General features: G+C 39.6%; 19 protein-coding genes. 10 read left to right on the forward strand and 9 right to left on the reverse strand.

The annotated features are described in order from the left end of the window. Positions 1–10 precede the first annotated feature (10 nt). Positions 11–1,441 carry a Si-specific NAD(P)(+) transhydrogenase gene (gene sthA, locus N523_RS0108810; RefSeq protein WP_016900074.1) on the forward strand — a complete coding sequence of 477 codons (1,431 nt, stop codon included), beginning with the start codon at positions 11–13 and terminating at the stop codon, positions 1,439–1,441. Positions 1,442–1,514: 73 nt separating this feature from the next. Here sthA and hemE read toward each other — a convergent pair whose 3' ends face one another. Continuing rightward, positions 1,515–2,579 carry a uroporphyrinogen decarboxylase gene (gene hemE / locus N523_RS0108815; protein ID WP_013466162.1) on the reverse strand — a complete coding sequence of 355 codons (1,065 nt, stop codon included), beginning with the start codon at positions 2,577–2,579 and terminating at the stop codon, positions 1,515–1,517. A gap of 507 nt (positions 2,580–3,086) precedes the next feature. Here hemE and N523_RS0108820 point away from each other — a divergent pair. Continuing rightward, a complete protein-coding gene (locus N523_RS0108820; protein ID WP_013466164.1) occupies positions 3,087–3,557 on the forward strand; it encodes an Rsd/AlgQ family anti-sigma factor in 471 nt (156 codons plus the stop codon). 59 nt (positions 3,558–3,616) lie between these two features. Here N523_RS0108820 and fkpA read toward each other — a convergent pair whose 3' ends face one another. Further along, the gene (gene fkpA / locus N523_RS0108825) at positions 3,617–4,369 is read right to left on the reverse strand and encodes an FKBP-type peptidyl-prolyl cis-trans isomerase (RefSeq protein ID WP_028834821.1); all 753 of its coding nucleotides are present in this window, start codon (positions 4,367–4,369) and stop codon (positions 3,617–3,619) included. A 195-nt stretch (positions 4,370–4,564) separates the two neighbouring features. On the opposite strand from fkpA, the gene N523_RS0108830 reads away from it, so the two are divergent. Both N523_RS0108830 and N523_RS0108835 read left to right on the forward strand, forming a co-directional pair. Beyond that, positions 4,565–5,563 (forward strand): WD40 repeat domain-containing protein, encoded by a 999-nt coding sequence (locus tag N523_RS0108830; protein ID WP_013466166.1) that lies wholly within the window; start codon positions 4,565–4,567, stop codon positions 5,561–5,563. Further along, positions 5,550–5,765 carry a SlyX family protein gene (locus N523_RS0108835; protein ID WP_013466167.1) on the forward strand — a complete coding sequence of 72 codons (216 nt, stop codon included), beginning with the start codon at positions 5,550–5,552 and terminating at the stop codon, positions 5,763–5,765. The genes N523_RS0108830 and N523_RS0108835 overlap by 14 nt, the downstream gene beginning before the upstream one ends. An 11-nt stretch (positions 5,766–5,776) precedes the next feature. Here the strand turns inward: N523_RS0108835 and N523_RS0108840 are convergent, their stop codons facing one another. After that, positions 5,777–5,980 (reverse strand): YheV family putative zinc ribbon protein, encoded by a 204-nt coding sequence (locus tag N523_RS0108840; protein WP_008114218.1) that lies wholly within the window; start codon positions 5,978–5,980, stop codon positions 5,777–5,779. A gap of 132 nt (positions 5,981–6,112) precedes the next feature. On the opposite strand from N523_RS0108840, the gene N523_RS0108845 reads away from it, so the two are divergent. Together N523_RS0108845 and N523_RS0108850 are read left to right on the forward strand one after the other, a co-directional pair. Next, the gene (locus tag N523_RS0108845) at positions 6,113–8,032 is read left to right on the forward strand and encodes an ATP-binding cassette domain-containing protein (protein ID WP_028834820.1); all 1,920 of its coding nucleotides are present in this window, start codon (positions 6,113–6,115) and stop codon (positions 8,030–8,032) included. Further along, positions 8,019–8,435, forward strand: coding sequence for a TIGR02444 family protein (locus N523_RS0108850; protein ID WP_028834819.1), 417 nt, complete (start codon positions 8,019–8,021; stop codon positions 8,433–8,435). Before N523_RS0108845 ends, N523_RS0108850 begins: the two co-directional genes overlap by 14 nt. Positions 8,436–8,512: 77 nt before the next feature. Here N523_RS0108850 and N523_RS0108855 read toward each other — a convergent pair whose 3' ends face one another. Together N523_RS0108855 and N523_RS0108860 are read right to left on the reverse strand one after the other, a co-directional pair. Continuing rightward, a complete protein-coding gene (locus N523_RS0108855; protein WP_028834818.1) occupies positions 8,513–8,746 on the reverse strand; it encodes a helix-turn-helix transcriptional regulator in 234 nt (77 codons plus the stop codon). Then, complete coding sequence (locus N523_RS0108860; protein ID WP_016900071.1) at positions 8,739–9,239, reverse strand: hypothetical protein; 501 nt, start codon at positions 9,237–9,239, stop codon at positions 8,739–8,741. Before N523_RS0108860 ends, N523_RS0108855 begins: the two co-directional genes overlap by 8 nt. A 588-nt stretch (positions 9,240–9,827) precedes the next feature. On the opposite strand from N523_RS0108860, the gene N523_RS0108870 reads away from it, so the two are divergent. Both N523_RS0108870 and N523_RS0108875 read left to right on the forward strand, forming a co-directional pair. Continuing rightward, complete coding sequence (locus tag N523_RS0108870) at positions 9,828–10,820, forward strand: hydrolase (protein WP_028834817.1); 993 nt, start codon at positions 9,828–9,830, stop codon at positions 10,818–10,820. Further along, positions 10,817–11,065: a YheU family protein gene (locus tag N523_RS0108875; RefSeq protein ID WP_028834816.1), complete on the forward strand. Its 249-nt coding sequence runs from the start codon at positions 10,817–10,819 to the stop codon at positions 11,063–11,065. The genes N523_RS0108870 and N523_RS0108875 overlap by 4 nt, the downstream gene beginning before the upstream one ends. Here N523_RS0108875 and N523_RS0108880 read toward each other — a convergent pair whose 3' ends face one another. From N523_RS0108880 to N523_RS0108890, 3 genes are all read right to left on the reverse strand, one after another. Further along, positions 11,066–11,797, reverse strand: coding sequence for a LytR/AlgR family response regulator transcription factor (locus N523_RS0108880; protein WP_028834815.1), 732 nt, complete (start codon positions 11,795–11,797; stop codon positions 11,066–11,068). Beyond that, positions 11,787–12,800: a sensor histidine kinase gene (locus N523_RS0108885; protein WP_197019870.1), complete on the reverse strand. Its 1,014-nt coding sequence runs from the start codon at positions 12,798–12,800 to the stop codon at positions 11,787–11,789. Before N523_RS0108885 ends, N523_RS0108880 begins: the two co-directional genes overlap by 11 nt. Positions 12,801–12,901: 101 nt before the next feature. Next, a complete protein-coding gene (locus tag N523_RS0108890; protein ID WP_028834813.1) occupies positions 12,902–13,546 on the reverse strand; it encodes a hypothetical protein in 645 nt (214 codons plus the stop codon). Between the two features lie 193 nt (positions 13,547–13,739). On the opposite strand from N523_RS0108890, the gene N523_RS0108895 reads away from it, so the two are divergent. Beyond that, positions 13,740–14,927: a dipeptidase gene (locus tag N523_RS0108895; RefSeq protein ID WP_028834812.1), complete on the forward strand. Its 1,188-nt coding sequence runs from the start codon at positions 13,740–13,742 to the stop codon at positions 14,925–14,927. A gap of 173 nt (positions 14,928–15,100) precedes the next feature. Beyond that, entirely contained in the window at positions 15,101–16,012 is a 912-nt protein-coding gene (locus tag N523_RS0108900; protein WP_028834811.1) for a hypothetical protein, read from the forward strand. 258 nt (positions 16,013–16,270) lie between these two features. Here N523_RS0108900 and N523_RS0108905 read toward each other — a convergent pair. Further along, on the reverse strand, positions 16,271–16,638 hold a 368-nt coding region (locus N523_RS0108905), incomplete at its 5' end, for a hypothetical protein (RefSeq protein ID WP_028835957.1).

Here is a 16,638-nt window from a genome sequence, read left to right on the forward strand (position 1 = left end):
AGGAGTGGCTGTGGCCAAACAACCAGAAAAGAAAAAAGTACCCGTGACATACCAATATGATGCAATCATTATTGGCACGGGTCCTGGCGGTGAAGGGACCGCTATGAACCTCTCTAAAAGTAACAAAAAAGTAGCGGTTATTGAACGCCAAACAGCCGTGGGTGGTGGCTGTGTACATTGGGGTACCATTCCTTCAAAGGCACTTCGTCATTCTGTTAGTCGCTACATTGAATACAAAGCAAATCCTTTATTTAACGTAGGCGAGCGTCCGGTAAGACTTACCTTTCCTGATATTTTACGCCATGCCAGTTCGGTAATTTCAAAGCAGTCAAACTTACGCAGCAGTTTTTACGATCGTAACCGCATTCATATGTTTCAAGGCGACGCTAGCTTTGTTGATAAGCACACTATTGAAATTAGACGTAATGACGGTTCTACTGAGCGCCTTACTGCACAAACGATTGTTATTGCTACCGGCTCACGACCTTATCGCCCACCAGGGGTGGATTTCACCCACTCACGAATTTACGAAAGTGACACTATTTTAGGCCTTGAACACGACCCGCATCGCGTACTTATATACGGCGCGGGTGTAATTGGTTGTGAATATGCGTCTATCTTTAAAGGGCTAGGTGCCAAAGTCGACTTAGTGAATACTCGCGATCGCTTATTGGCGTTCATGGATGCTGAAATATCTGATGCATTAAGCTATCACTTTTGGAATAGCGGTATTGTAATTCGTCATAACGAAGAGTTTGATCGCATTGAAACCCGTGATGACTGCGTTGTTATGCATTTAAAATCGGGCAAACGTGTTAAAGCTGACTGTATTTTATTTGCCAATGGCCGAACAGGTAACACTGATACCCTTAATTTAGAAGCCATTGGCTTAAAAGCAGATAGCCGCGGACAGATAAAAGTAAACGAAACCTACCAAACAGAAGTAGACAATGTATACGCGGTAGGTGATGTTATTGGCTATCCAAGCCTTGCGAGTGCTGCCTTTGATCAAGGTCGAATTGCCGCAGATGCCATCGCGTGTGGTAATTGTGATGAAAAGCTGATTATTGATATTCCAGCCGGTATTTATACTATTCCTGAAATGAGTTCTGTCGGTAAAACAGAGCAGCAATTAACTGCTGCAAAAGTACCGTATGAAGTGGGACGTGCGCAATTTAAACATTTAGCCCGCGCGCAAATTGCAGGCACCGATGTGGGCAGTTTAAAAATATTATTTCATACAGAAACCAAAGAAGTACTCGGCGTGCACTGCTTTGGTGAGCGTGCCTCTGAAATTGTGCATATTGGCCAAGCTATTATGGAACAAAAAAATGGTGGCAACACCATCGACTACTTTGTAAATACCACGTTTAACTACCCAACGATGGCAGAAGCCTACCGAGTTGCGGCGTTAAATGGTTTAAATCGCTTGTTTAAGTAATATTAAGCACTAGGTAACAAAAAGCCCGCTTGAATCAAGCGGGCTTTTTTAATAACTCATCGTTATTTAGAAACTATTTATGATATTGCGCACTTAATTCATGCACGGCGTTAATGAATACACCGGCATTTTCTGGGTCAACATCTGGTGTAATACCGTGGCCTAAATTAAATACATGGCCATTGCCAGTACCAAAGTCTTCTAAAATAGTACCAACCTCTTGGCGAATACGATCAGGCGTACCATGAAGCATTGATGGGTCCATATTACCTTGCAGTGCAACTTTATCGCCAACACGACGTTTAGCATCACCAATGTTAATAGTCCAATCTAAACCTACTGCGTCACAGCCCGTTGCGGCAATCGCTTCAATCCACTGACCACCATTTTTGGTAAATAAAGTAACCGGTACTTTACGGCCATCGTATTCACGAATTAAGCCATCAACAATTTTATGCATGTATTGCAATGAAAACTCATTGTAATCACGCGGGCTTAGTACACCGCCCCATGAGTCAAATACCATTAGCGATTGCGCACCCGCTTTAACTTGCGCGTTTAAGTAATCTATCACCGAATCAGCTAGTTTATCGAGTAATAAATGCAGTGTTTGCGGCTCAGCAAACGCCATTTTTTTGATTTTACCAAATACTTTACTGCTACCACCTTCAACCATGTAAGTTGCAAGTGTCCAAGGCGAACCAGAAAAACCAATTAATGGCACTTCGCCTTTAAGTTCACGACGAATAGTGCTCACTGCGTTCATTACATAGCCAAGCTCATCGGTAGGATCAAGTTTAGGAATTTTTTTAACATCAGCTAGTGACGAAATTGGGCGTTCAAACTTAGGGCCTTCGCCTGTTTCGAAGTACAAGCCTAATCCCATTGCATCGGGAATAGTTAAAATATCACTAAACAAAATAGCTGCATCTAATGGGTAACGGCGCAAAGGCTGTAATGTTACTTCACAGGCTAACTCAGCATTTCTACACAGGCTCATAAAATCGCCCGCTTGTGCACGTGTAGCACGGTATTCAGGTAAATAACGTCCTGCTTGACGCATCATCCATACCGGCGTGACATCAACAGGTTGCTTGGCAAGGGCACGTAAATAACGGTCGTTTTTTAATTCGCTCATAGCGTATAGAGTCCTAGGGCTTTTAGAAATTGTGCAAGATTGTACCACCATATTCACGCCCCCTCTATCGCTAAGCGATTAAATCGCTACAGAGTAGCGCTAGATCAAGTAATTTTTAATTTTCATGTTACTTTGTACATAAAACAACCAAACAAACGTTAATAATAAAAACTTTTCATTAAACTATTTGCAACATCTAAAAAAGCTTGATATTGTATCTCCCGCGTTAACAAAACAATAACAAAAATTGTTAATATAAAAATAATAAAAATCTCTAATAAAAATAAGAATGCTTGTTTAAACAAGTCTAATAAAGAAATTAAACCACCGTAATAGGTGGTTTTTTCTTGCCTGGAATAAATTACTTACAACTTATACCCTTAAACAAAATTCCCTCTGGTATTACATCTATTTTACTTGTTGATATACACGCCAATTAAATATATCTTGGATAACATAAGTTTTATTTTTAATTTAAAAAATCCAACCCAGCTTAGGAGAAGAATTATGCTGAAGCGTGTAGAAAAAGCTCAACAAAAGTGGGGGGGTAGCCATACGGTCATCGATAATTGGTTAAACGAACGCCAAGAGCTGATTGTGCTTTACTGTAAAATTGCAGGCTTTTCACCTTATGAGAAAAAAGATCAGTCTTTGCCTGAACCATCACAAATTCAGGCATTTTGCCAAATTTTAATGGATTATTTATCGGCCGGCCACTTTGAAGTGTACGACGATATTGCTAAAGCCTGCGAAAAGAAAGGCCTAGAAAGCCAGCAACTCGCTAATACGATATACCCACGTATTTCAGATACCACTGACATCGCTCTGGATTTCAACGATAAGTACGCTGAGGTAGACGCTGAAGATTTACTAGAAGGCTTTGATAATGATCTTTCAGTAATGGGTGAAGCACTCGAAGCGCGCTTTGCACTTGAAGATGAGCTGATTGATAACTTATTTTCTAATCACACTGACTAATTAGTTATTCAACGTAATAAAAAAGGGACCTAAGGTCCCTTTTTTATTATCTATAACGCTTATTCTGCAGCGGCAGCTTCTGCATCATTTTGAATTTCTAATAATTCAACTTCAAAAATAAGTGTTGAATTAGCAGGAATTTTACCTAAGTCACGATCGCCGTAAGCAAGGTCTGAAGGAATAGTAAATTTGTACTTAGACCCTACAGGCATAAGTTGTAAACCTTCAGTCCAACCAGGAATTACACGGTTTAGTGGGAACGTTGTCGGCTCGTTACGTGAGTAAGAGCTATCGAACTCAGTACCGTCTAACAATGTGCCTTTATAATGTACTTTAACCACATCAGTTGCTACTGGTTTTGCGCCTTCGCCTTCGCTCATTACTTCGTACTGTAAACCAGACTCAGTAACCATCACGCCTTCTTTTTTAGCGTTATCAGCTAGGTATTTTTCACCTTCAGCTTTGCTTTTTTCAGACTCTACTTTTGCTTTTTCTTCTTGTTTAGTACGCACTGATTCGTCTAATGCTGTTAGTACTTCACGAATTTTCTCTTCGTCAATTTTTGCATTACCCGCAAGTGCATCTTCAAAGCCTCGCATTAATAAAGCTTGGTCTAATTCAATACCAATTTCTTTTTTATCCGCTAGGTCTTTATTTAAAAAGTTACCCACAGATGCACCAATACCGTACGCTTGTTGCTGTGCTACAGTATCTAGCTTAACGTCTGCTTGCTCTTTTTTTGCTTCTTGATTACAAGCTGTAAGCGCTAAAACTGACGCTGCAATCAATGACAATTTAATCGTCTTTCTCATTTTAAATCTCCGACACACTTTGCAGTTGCCATTTATTGTAATATTACTAGTTAAAGATTAACGGCCTACATGGTAGGCTGCTTGTTTAATAGCTAAACTAAAAACATATCCAGTGATTAGACAAACAACCTAGGCGTTTAACGAGACCTAGTCTAACCTCTCAGTCACTAAGAGTTAAGAGGAAATACCTGTAATATGTCGTTATTTCGTACTTTTTTAGTCGCCACTTGCTGTTTATTAACAATTGCATGTAGTGATGAAAAACAACAAGCAGTGGCCAGTTTTGAGCACACTGCACAGGGCGCCTTTTCATCTGCGTTATCGCACGATGGTCAATACAGCTTAGTGTCTTCTATCCATCATGGGGTCGCCCTTTGGGATAATCAACAGCAAGCGCTTAAATACCAATGGTTTCAACAGCAGGCTGAAGATAGCTTAGTTTATGCCGTAGCCATTGCTTTTGATAATAGCGTGGCTGTTACCGCCGAAAAAACCACCTTTGCGGTCTGGGATATTGCCACCGGCAAAAATAAAGGCTTTTATAAAATACAAAAAGCCAGCATTCGCGATATTGCCATTAGCAACCAAGGCCAAAGTGTTGTTTACGGGCGCAGCGATGGCGTTGTGGTATTTATAAACCTTAACACAGGTAGGCGCATTGAATTTTTAGGCCATCAAGAAAAAGTAAATACCGTTGACCTATCACCCAACGGGCGCTATGCACTAAGCGGCTCTAACGATTATGTTGCCTACTTATGGGATACTCAAAGTGGGCAAGTAGTTCATCGCTTTAATCACCCAACCCGAGTAACGCAGGTCGCTTTAGATCCTCAAGGGCGCTATGCTTTTACCGCCGACAGTATGGCACAAGCAAATGTATGGAAGCTGACTACAGGTGACCTTGTTAGTAAACTAAAGTATATTGCGCGTCAGAAAATTTTTACCGCAGTGCGCTTTAACGATCAAGGCACTTTATTAGCAACCGGTTCACCCAATAAACGGGTTGATTTATGGCAGCTAACCAGCGGTGAAAAAATTCAAACATGGCAAGTCACTCCGCGAGAAGGCAGTAAGCCCAAATCGGCAGTGGTACTTGATGTGGCATTTACAGATAACGGTAAATCATTGTTAACTGAAAGCTCGAGCGGAATCGCTGAGCGCTTTATTATACGAGAACCAAATGAACACAATTGAACATCGGCTAATGGAACTTGAGGCTAAAGTGGCTTTTCAAGACGAAACAATTGAAATTTTGAATGATGAAATAAAAGTTCACCAGCAACAGTTGGCAAAAATAAAGCGCCAAACCGAATTGCTGGCTGAAAAACTTAAAGAGTCACAAGCATCGCAACCTATGATGTCGAATATGCCGGAGCCTCCGCCACCGCATTACTAAACTGTTTAGGTTTAGTCGCCTGGATTAAACACGCCAATGATCTGTTCAAATTGGCGTGTTGATGCCTGCACAGCCTGCTCTGGTTGAGCCATTTTATGACCACACTGCATACATTCAACTTTTTCTACGTCATGCTCTTTGTAGAGCATTAACATATCCATGGTTTTACACTCAGGACACGTTGCTCCAGCAATAAATCGTTTTTTATGTTTCACTTCGTTTTTCCTACCATTTTGACTGACGTTATTTTATCGCAATATTTGCCTACTTGATACGATTGATATAGCTAATAAGATCCGTGTTATAATGGCCGCAATTCAATCAAGGCACAGTAAAGTAACGTATTTATGATCCAAATCTCAGAAATAGAACTGCTTCGCGGTGGCAAAGCTTTATTAAAAAATGCATCGGCTACATTATTTCCAGAGCACAAAGTAGGCCTTGTTGGTGCTAATGGCTGTGGTAAGTCAACGCTATTTAGTTTATTAAAGTCTGAGCTTTCGTTGGATGGCGGTAATTGCAGTATTCCTAAAGATTGGTCACTGGCCTCAGTAAAACAAGAAACCCCCGCCCTTGAAATAAGCGCTATAGATTACGTACTGCAAGGCCACCCTGAATATTATGCGCTACGAATTGCTTTGCGTGAAGCTGAGCAAACCAATGATGGCGACACTCAAGCTAAAGTGCATATTCAGCTTGAAAATATTAAAGGCTATAGCATAGAAGTCAAGGCAGGAGAGCTATTACATGGCTTAGGGTTTGCTAATAACCAAATAGAAAACCCAGTAAGTGCATTTTCGGGTGGTTGGCGTATGCGTTTAAACTTAGCCCAAGCGCTTATTCGCGATGCCGACTTGCTGTTACTGGATGAGCCTACAAACCATCTTGATTTAGATGCTGTGTATTGGCTTGAGCGTTTTTTACGTGCCTACACTGGTACATTGGTACTGATATCTCATGACCGAGAGTTTTTAGATGCGGTGGTTGATCAAATTTGGCATATAGATAAACAACTTATCAATGTATATAAAGGCAATTACTCGCAGTTTGAACGCCAAAAAGCTGAGCGTTTATTACAGCAGCAAGCCATGTTTGAAAAACAACAAGATCAAATTGCCCACTTAGAGCAATTTATTACTCGTTTTAAAGCTAAAGCCAGTAAAGCCAAACAGGCACAAAGCCGCGTTAAAGCGCTAGAACGCATGGAAAAACTTGCCCCTGCACATGCTGACTCGCCATTTGATTTTGAATTTGCCGAGCCAACCGCTCTGCCTAACCCGCTAATGACACTCGACAAAGCTAAAGCCGGTTATGGTGATGTGACCATTTTAAACAGTATTAAGCTGAACTTAGTGCCAGGTAGCCGTATCGCGCTGCTTGGTAGAAATGGCGCAGGTAAATCAACACTTATTAAGCTGCTCTCTGGTGACTTACAACCTCAAGCAGGTGAAGTGTTTCAGCATCAGGGGTTAAACATTGGCTACTTTGCGCAGCATCAATTGGAATCACTTGATTTAAAAGCCAGTGCCGTCACTCATCTGCAACGTTTAAACCCTAAAGCCAGCGAACAATCACTGCGTGACTTTTTAGGCGGCTTTGCCTTTGTAGGCGATAAAGCACTCGACCCAGTTGCCCCCTTTTCAGGCGGCGAAAAAGCCCGTTTAGTGCTGGCTATGTTGGTTTATCAAAAACCAAATTTATTACTACTCGATGAGCCAACTAACCACCTTGATTTAGAAATGCGCCACGCATTGGTTATGGCATTACAAGGCTTTGAAGGTGCCATGGTCACGGTATCGCATGATCGCCACATGCTTAAAAACACCGCTGATGAATTTTACTTAGTTGATAACGGCGAAGTTACTCAGTTTGGTTACGACCTAGACGCGTATTATCAGTGGCTGCTTAATGCTAATAAAGAAGCCGCTAAAAGCGACACCGATGACGAGCCAAAAGCCCACTCACAAGTAAACCGAAAAGAGCAAAAGCGCTTAGAGGCCGAGTTTAGAAAAGCGATTCAACCGCTTAAAAAGCAAATTGAAAAGCTTGAAAAACAATTGGATAAATTTTCTGCAGAATTAGCTGACGTTGAAGAGGCGCTCGGCGATAACACACTTTATAACGATGAAAATAAAGCTAAGCTCAAAGAGCTAATTACCAAGCAAGCCACACTTACGCCTAAGCTTAATAATGTTGAAGAAGAGTTATTAATGGCCCTTGAAGAGATGGAACAAAAAGAACAGGCATTCGCCGATGAACTTGCTTAACAGCAACGATTTTTGGCAGTTTGCATGTCAGCTTTATAACGAAGATGGCATGCAAGCGCGCCTGTTAGATTACCAAAACCTGCAAGGTAAAAACGTCAACCTATGCTTGTTGCTGTATTACTTAGATTCTCTCAATCTAGCTATTAACCAAACACAGCTGAGCAAGCTTGAACAATCTATTAGTGAATTTGAGCAGCAAGTATTAAAGCCTCTACGTACTACCCGCGCCTATTTAAAAACAAATCAAACCGAGATTACCGATTACGCCGCAATTCGAAAAGCACTTCTCGGCGCCGAGTTGAAGTTAGAAAAGCAGCAACAAATAATATTGATTGATGTAGTTAATAGTATGGATTTAACAGCCTGTTCAACGCCCAATAACAGCGATAAATATTTGGCATAATTTTTCACCATTATTTTCATCAGATCGCTTATATTATGAATATTAGCTCGTTATATACGTGGTTACTTTAGTTTGTTTTATAAACCAAGCTGCATATCTTTGGCTTTGTATTGAAACACCTCTTCTAATGGCAAGTTAAAAACTATAGAAATTTTAAAAGCCACTTCTAGAGAGGGTGAATATTTATTTGCCTCAATTGCCATTACCGTTTGCCGAGTTACACCAATAGCATCTGCTAATTGCTTTTGCGTCATTTCATCGCGTAAAAAGCGTAATGTTCGAATAGAGTTAGTTATTACATACTCATTCATAAATATTACCCGTTCTACCTTTATAAAGCTGCGCTATATAGTTGACTATTTCGGCAATCAAAAAAGCACCTACCATGACGTGCATTGGTAAGTATGGAATATTATATTCGATAGCTGGGCCCCAGTTATTAGCTTCAATTTGATATTGAACAATAGCAACACAAATTCCCGTCTGTAATATTATGGCCTTGTATTTATAACCCACTAAATTTATTTGCTTTTCTCTCACATCAGGTGGCTGATTTAATTCATTATCACTGATAAATGAAAGTAATAAATAGCTCAATACTATAAGTATCACAGAATAAATTAACACCTGTAGCAATAAACCAGATAACCAAGAAACAGAACTAAGCTGCTGCGTACTCGCATTCATTAGGCTGTTTACATAAAAGTAAGATATATACACGCTTACTAGTAAATCGATACTCAGCGTCAGTTCTCTAAAACTTATGCTTTGTAAAAGTTCTTTAAAGTGCTCTGAACGAGTCATATAAAGCTAACTCCAAGTAAAATATTTTTGACTTTAAAACTATAAGTTCACTCTTTAGCCATGTCAAATATATTTAACACTAGGTTTATTTTATTTAACCTAAAACAAAGCAACGGTTATTCAAAGCTGAACTTTGCTGACCATCTTTATTATAAAAGTGATTAAAAAATCGCAGATAATTTACTAAAAAGTGCAAAATCGACTTAACTTTATTGATCAAAATCAACATCTGCATTGCCCATTTTATAATCTGTTAAATAGCTTGATCTGGATCATATCAAGCCCTGCCAAGCCAGCCTATGATTAACCCATAGACATCAGGAGGCCATTATGGACGTATTCTTTAGAGATTTTTTTAGCGACCCAGTACTATTTTTATCATTTGGATTTTTAGGCGTCGTTATTAGTTTATGCCTCTTCTTTGTGTATTTTTTCATGAAAAAAGTACACGATGCAGATATTAAAGAACAGCATTAAGCACGACGCACAAAGCGCCTTATTAGTTTACTGATTAGGCGCTTTTTATTTTTAAATATAAAAAATTTGCTACACTAGCGCTTCGTTTATTGCAAAGTGCGTAGTACAGACATGATCCCTAAGTTCAAACCCGCATGGTGGATGACCAACCGACACGTTCAAACCATAATGCCGCGTTTTTTTCGCCCTTTCCACCATACTCGCTACGAACTTGCGCAACTTGATACACCCGATGGTGACTTTATTGAGCTTGCTTGGTCACTCCCGCATAACGAAACGGCGCCGCTCGCAGTGGTACTTCATGGACTTGAAGGCAACATAAATAGTTTTTATGCCAAAGGCATGATGAAAGCATTAAAAAAGCAAGGGTTTGCAGTGGTGCTAATGCACTTTAGAAACTGCTCAACCGAAGTCAATCGCCTGCCAAGAGCCTACCATAGTGGCGACACTGCCGATTTAGCTTTTTTTATAAACCATTTAAAACAGCAATTTCCAAAGCGCCCGATTTTGGCGGTTGGCTTTTCATTGGGTGGTAATGTGCTGGCTAAATACTTAGGGGAAGAACACATTCACTGCCCGCTTAGTGCAGCCGCCGTGATATCTGCGCCCTATGATTTGTCATCATCTAGTGATGTTATTCGTAAAAGCTTAGGTAAAATTTACCAAAAATATTTGCTCGATCGGATGAAAAAGTCGATGCAACGCAAACTACCACAAATTAAACAGCAAATACCGATCACCACCGATCAGTTAATGGAAATTGACGATTTATTAGAGTTCGATAACCAGCTTACAGCACCGCTACATGGCTTTGAAAATGCGCACGACTACTACAAAAAAGCCAGTGCCATGCCGTATTTAAAAGATATTGCGACACCCACACTAATTATTCATGCCAAAGACGACCCTATGCTGTCGATTAAAGCAGTTCCAAGTAGTCAGGATGTAAGTGAGCATGTTACGCTGCGTATCTCAGAGAAGGGCGGCCACGTAGGTTTTATTAGCGGTAACAACCCATTTAAACCCGTGTTTTGGTTAGAGCAAGTGGTGCCTGATTATTTTAAGCAATGTGTATTTAATAACACCGATAAAGAGTGGCTATGATTATTCCTTTTGAACAACTTGATAAAGACACACTGTACAACCTAATTGAAAGCTACGTTTTGCGCGAAGGCACTGACTATGGCGAACAAGAGTTCAGTATTGAAAGTAAAGTAGCGCAAGTAAATCAGCAATTAAAAAGCGGCGAAGCTATGGTGTTTTTCTCTGAGCTACATGAGTCGGTCACCATAATTTCTAAAAGTGAATTCAAAGCACTGCAAAGTGAAGAGCAACATCAGCAGCAATAACTATAAATTAAAGCTTAATTGTTGCTTTAATTTACTTGCTTGACGACGAGATATTTCAACTTGCGCACCATTACTGAGCTTTGCTAATAGCCCATAGTTAATAGTTTCTTCGAGTTCTATTATCGCGTCTAGTCGTATTATGTCACTGCGGCTTGCTCGTAAAAAGTAATCTGGATTTAAGCGAGCTTCAATTTTAGTTAAAGAGCTATGAATATAGGCCTTCCCGAATGCAGTATAGATCGCCGCATGATTACCAATACTTTCAAACCTTAAAATGTCTGCCAATTTGATAATTTTCATGTTCTCAGAAAATTTAACCATCAATTTAAAGTTATCATCTAAGTAACTAACAGGGCGCTGTGTCAGTTGCCCTTCCAGCTTTTCTAAGGTACCTTCTAAACGCTCTTTTACAATGGGCTTTAGTAAATAGTCAACGGCATTAAGACTAAAGGCATCTACAGCAAACTCGTTGTAGGCTGTGCAAAATATAATAGGTGTCTCACCTGCAAGCTGCTCTGCAAGCTCAATACCTGTGCCGCCCGGCATTTCAATATCAAGAAAAACAACATCAGGCTTATGCTTTTTTATTAATTCATTGGCATGGCTAATATTTTCAGCCTCATCAATTATATCTATGTGCTTATAAGGCTTTAATAACCGAGCTAACTCATTTCGAGCAAGGAGCTCATCATCAACAATTAATGCTGTTATGGTTGGCTTATTATGCAGCATAGGGCACCTCCAAAGTTGCATTAAACTGACAGCTCTGTTTTTCAATAAACAATTTACCTCGTTGCGCAAACATTAGTTCAAGTCTTGATTGAATATTCTGTAATCCTAATTTGGTGCCGGACTTAAGTTTCGTTTCATCAAAAGGGTTACTCACTGTAATCGTGACAGTTTCCCCTGTTCTGACTACATTTACTTTTATTTCTCCACCCTCTTCTAAATGAGCAATGCCATGCTTTGTGGCGTTTTCAATTAAAGTTAATAAAGCCATACTCGGTAACACAACTTTTTTTAACGAATCATCACACTGCATTGTTACTAAAAGCCGTTTACCAAACCTTACTTTTTCAATCGCTAAATAATGTTCACATACCTTCCACTCTTGATCAAAGTTGGCGTGGGTTTCTAAGTCTGTGCTGAGGTTATATCTAAATAACTCCGAAAGCTGAGTAACAATATCAGCAGCTTTATCTTGATCTTGGTAAATCATGCCGCGAATTGTATTTAAAGTATTGAATAAAAAGTGAGGTTTTATTTGGTTTTTAAGGCTTTCAAGTTGCTGCTCTTTCAGCTGGCTCATAATAAGTTTTTTCTCTCTTCGCGATACAACAGCTAAGTAACAACTACTCCATATTAAACTCATTACTAATGCATTTAAAAAGCTTGAGATTCTTCCGGTAAACTGTTTCTCATTCAAATCTACGGTTGTTTCTCCATACATTTGTATGCTCATACTCGACGCGCTCTCAGGTAAAATGAAAGGCGTAAAATAAATCACATTCAGCGTCTGCATTAGCGCTAACAAAATAGACAATGCACTTAACAAAAAAATATTGAGTCGTGCTATTTTTAACTTACCACATAGCCTGTTACCTAGGGTGTAAAGGATAAAATGTGTCAATAAAACAAATACGGATGCATGCGAGATAGTCCTTAAAAGCAAATTAGCATGGTGCTCAATTGACGTATTTAATAACGCAACTCCTAAACCATAGTTTATAAGCACAATACTAATAAAAACTAAAAACTGACAAAGCCAATAAGTTCGCATGGGCACACTCCTTTGATAATACACAGTATTGTACCCAAGCTATGTTAGTTTGCTACTCAAAACTTTGATATTAAAGTAAAAAACATTGATTGATTATTACCTACACTTAGGTAACCCGCGCTAAATAAAGCATATTTTGCCTTGGTTGTCTCAAGTGCCAACTTATACCCAGTCTCGTTTTTTAACGCATCGCGATGCTCTAGAGCCGCATTCACCACAAAATCCTTATAAAAATTATATTTGCCACCGAGACGAGTAATATTAAATGTTTGAGAACCAACGCGATTATTAACTTCAAGTTGCTGCTTCATTAATGCACTTTCGATATAAAAATGTGTCTTATTTGAATATGCCCAATTAACCCCTAAGGTGATTTCGGTTTGAGTTAAATTAGATTTACTGCCCTCTTCATTTATTTGGTGCTGCAAACGCCCATAAAGATCAACCTTACCATTAAGCTGGTCTTCTGAAAGCTCGCTCAATGAAGCTTGGTAATTAATACCAACACCGTTACCATCAAACACGTCTTTTATTTTGGCTGTTTGAAAGTCAACAGAGAAACCCTCATGGAATTTAAGCACTAAATCGGTTTTATCATCTGTTTCATTGGCGTAACTAATTGATGACAATCCCAGTAATAATACTGCTAAGGTTGGTTTTAAAGATAGTTTGCACTGCTTATTGTTGATAGTAAATTGCATAGTGATACCCCTTAAATTGCAGTACGCCTTAGATGCATACTGAGTCTTTGTTGACTAGGACTATAACGATTACACTTGATACCTAAGGGTAATAAGTGATTAATGGCTAAAAAAGAGGATAAACGGATAGTAGGCAGGACGAATCGATTGTTGTTACAATCATTAGCATTATTATAATAAAACAGGTAAGAACATGAAATTACGTCTAGCACTTAGCGCCATCGCACTCACCGTTGCAGGGGCACACGCTACGCAAGTTACCCCTTCGGATAAAGCAATCAAGCTTGCTCACGATACCATTTTAATCGACACCCACATTGATGTACCTTACCGTATTCATGATAAATGGGCAGATGTTACTAAAGCCACTGAGGGCGGTGACTTTGACTACCCACGCGCGGTTGAAGGTGGTTTAAACGCCCCATTTATGTCGATTTATATTCCTGCTCATTTAGAGTTTGAAGGCAAAGGCAAAAGCTTTCAATTAGCGAATCAATTGATTGATGGTATGGAAGCAATTGCACAACGTGCACCTGACAAGTTTGCCATTGCCAGCTCAACAAGCGATATCGAAGCACAATTTAAGCAAGGTAAAATGTCGATTGCTATGGGCATGGAAAACGGCTCACCCATTGAAGGCGATTTAAACAACCTACAGCATTTTTTTGACCGTGGTGTGCGCTATATCACCCTTGCTCACTCGCAAAGCAACCATATTTCTGACTCATCATACGATATTCGTCGCAAGTGGAAAGGCCTAAGCCCATTTGGTAAAGAGCTAGTAAAAGAGATGAATAATATCGGCATGCTGATTGATGTGTCTCATATCTCGGACGATGCGTTTTATCAAGTGATGGAACTGTCTAACACCCCTGTGATTGCATCACACTCATCACTACGTAAATACACACCAGGTTTTGAGCGTAATATGAATGACGACATGTTATTAGCTCTTAAAAAGAACGGTGGTGTGATTCAAATTAACTTTGGTTCAAGCTTTGTTACTGCTAAAGCAGGTACGTGGGGCAAACAGTTAAAGAGTAAAAAAGAAGCGGTAAAAAAAGATGGTACTAAGTTAAGTAAAGATTTTGATGCGATGTACCGCGCTAAAAACCCCTACCCATTTGCAAGCTTAGAGCAAGTACTTGATCATATTGATCACGTTGTGAAGCTAATTGGTATCGATCATGTTGGTATTGGCTCTGATTACGACGGTGTAGGTGACTCGCTGCCTATCGGCTTAAAAGATGTGTCTAGCTACCCAAACCTTGTACAAGGCTTAATGGATAGAGGCTACAGCGATAGCGATATTAAAAAGATTTTAAGCGGCAATACGCTAAGAGTGTGGAAGCAAGCTGAGCAATACGCAAAATCTCATTAAGCTTTACGCGCTAGGCTTAGGTCTAGCGCTTATAGCCACTTTAAACACCGTATTTCGCCACTCACGCCCCGCATTCTTAATTAACCTGTATATTTAACCCTCATTTAACACACTTTTAACAGACTTATATTTCGAAAACAGATAAATTACCCATTTTAGAGGCTGATTATTTTATGACTATAAACAAAGGAACTATTGCGATTGCTATAGCAACACTTGCCTTGGTAATTTCATGCTACGGAACATTTTTTAAAGATCAGGCCAGTTCGCTTAATAAACCCAACCAGCAACAGCTAAGCTCCACAGTTTCTATTAGTACTCCTGCAGAATACCAGCAATCAAATGAAGCCCTAATTGACGAACTAAGCAAGAAAGTAAGTTCGCTACAACGCAAAATAGCAAACTTAAAACTGCACGCTAATGACTCTTATCAAGAACAAGATACCGACGAATTTAAGGAACTTGTTCTTGACGTACTAGAGGAAAAACAGCAGCAAGAAGATGAAAAACGACGTGAGCAAAACCCTCTTTATAGCTTTTATGCAGATTTACCAGAAGACTATGATTTAAGGATCAAATCAGAACCTGATTATGCAAAACAAATAAATTCTCAATTAAGAGAGCAAACTTTAGATCCAAGCATCTCTGATTTAAATAGGTTAGCTGCACTGAGCCAACTGCAAATGAATATGTATATTCTAAATAAATCTACTATGCCTGAGTATGACTATGAAGTAGTGGGTAACATTTTAAATTTAGCGAACAACAGTAGTGACGAAAAATTTAAAATTCAAGCTGTTGAGTTATCAACTCAAACACCGGTACTTGATTACCGCCTTGCAGAGCAGTTTACAAACTTGTTAGAGCAAGACTCGAATGATTATATCCGTCGCTTAGCTGCACAAGGGTTGATGGCGCAATACTACCAAGCTCAAAATAAACAAGGTGGTTATACGAAGCAAATGGCGCAACATCTACTTTCAGTTTATGACAACAGCTCTGACAATGCAGTCAGGGCAACGCTTGACGAAATGATGGGTAACCAAGATATGCTTGATGAATTACGTAAGAATGCTGGTTACTAACTAATTAAGTCCATACCCCTACTTTGTTACAGCGATAACATTAATAATTACACTTTACCTCAGAAATAAAAAAAACCGAGACTGAGCCCGGGTTTTATTAATGCTTAATGCATTACAACTAATTATTACTCTACGATAGTTGCTACAAAGCACCTACCCCTAAGGTAAGAGCGTCACCTTCACATGAAGTAAATTGCAGACATTAAAAAACCCGAGGCTAAGCTCGGGTTTTTTAGTATTAATTAGCTAGGCTAACTATTACTCTACGATAGTTGCTACAACACCAGCACCTACAGTACGGCCACCTTCACGGATAGCGAAACGAAGACCTTCGTCCATCGCGATTGGCGCGATTAGCGTTACTGTCATCTTAACGTTATCACCAGGCATTACCATTTCTACGCCTTCTGGTAACTGTACGTCACCTGTTACGTCAGTTGTACGGAAGTAGAACTGTGGACGGTAACCTTTGAAGAATGGAGTATGACGACCACCTTCATCTTTCGAAAGTACGTATACTTCTGAAGTGAATGTAGTGTGTGGCTTGATTGAACCAGGCTTAGCTAGTACTTGACCACGTTCAACGTCTTCACGCTTAGTACCACGTAAAAGTGCACCAATGTTCT

Source organism: Pseudoalteromonas sp. 23_GOM-1509m, from assembly GCF_000518425.1.
Lineage (GTDB): Bacteria > Pseudomonadota > Gammaproteobacteria > Enterobacterales > Alteromonadaceae > Pseudoalteromonas > Pseudoalteromonas tetraodonis.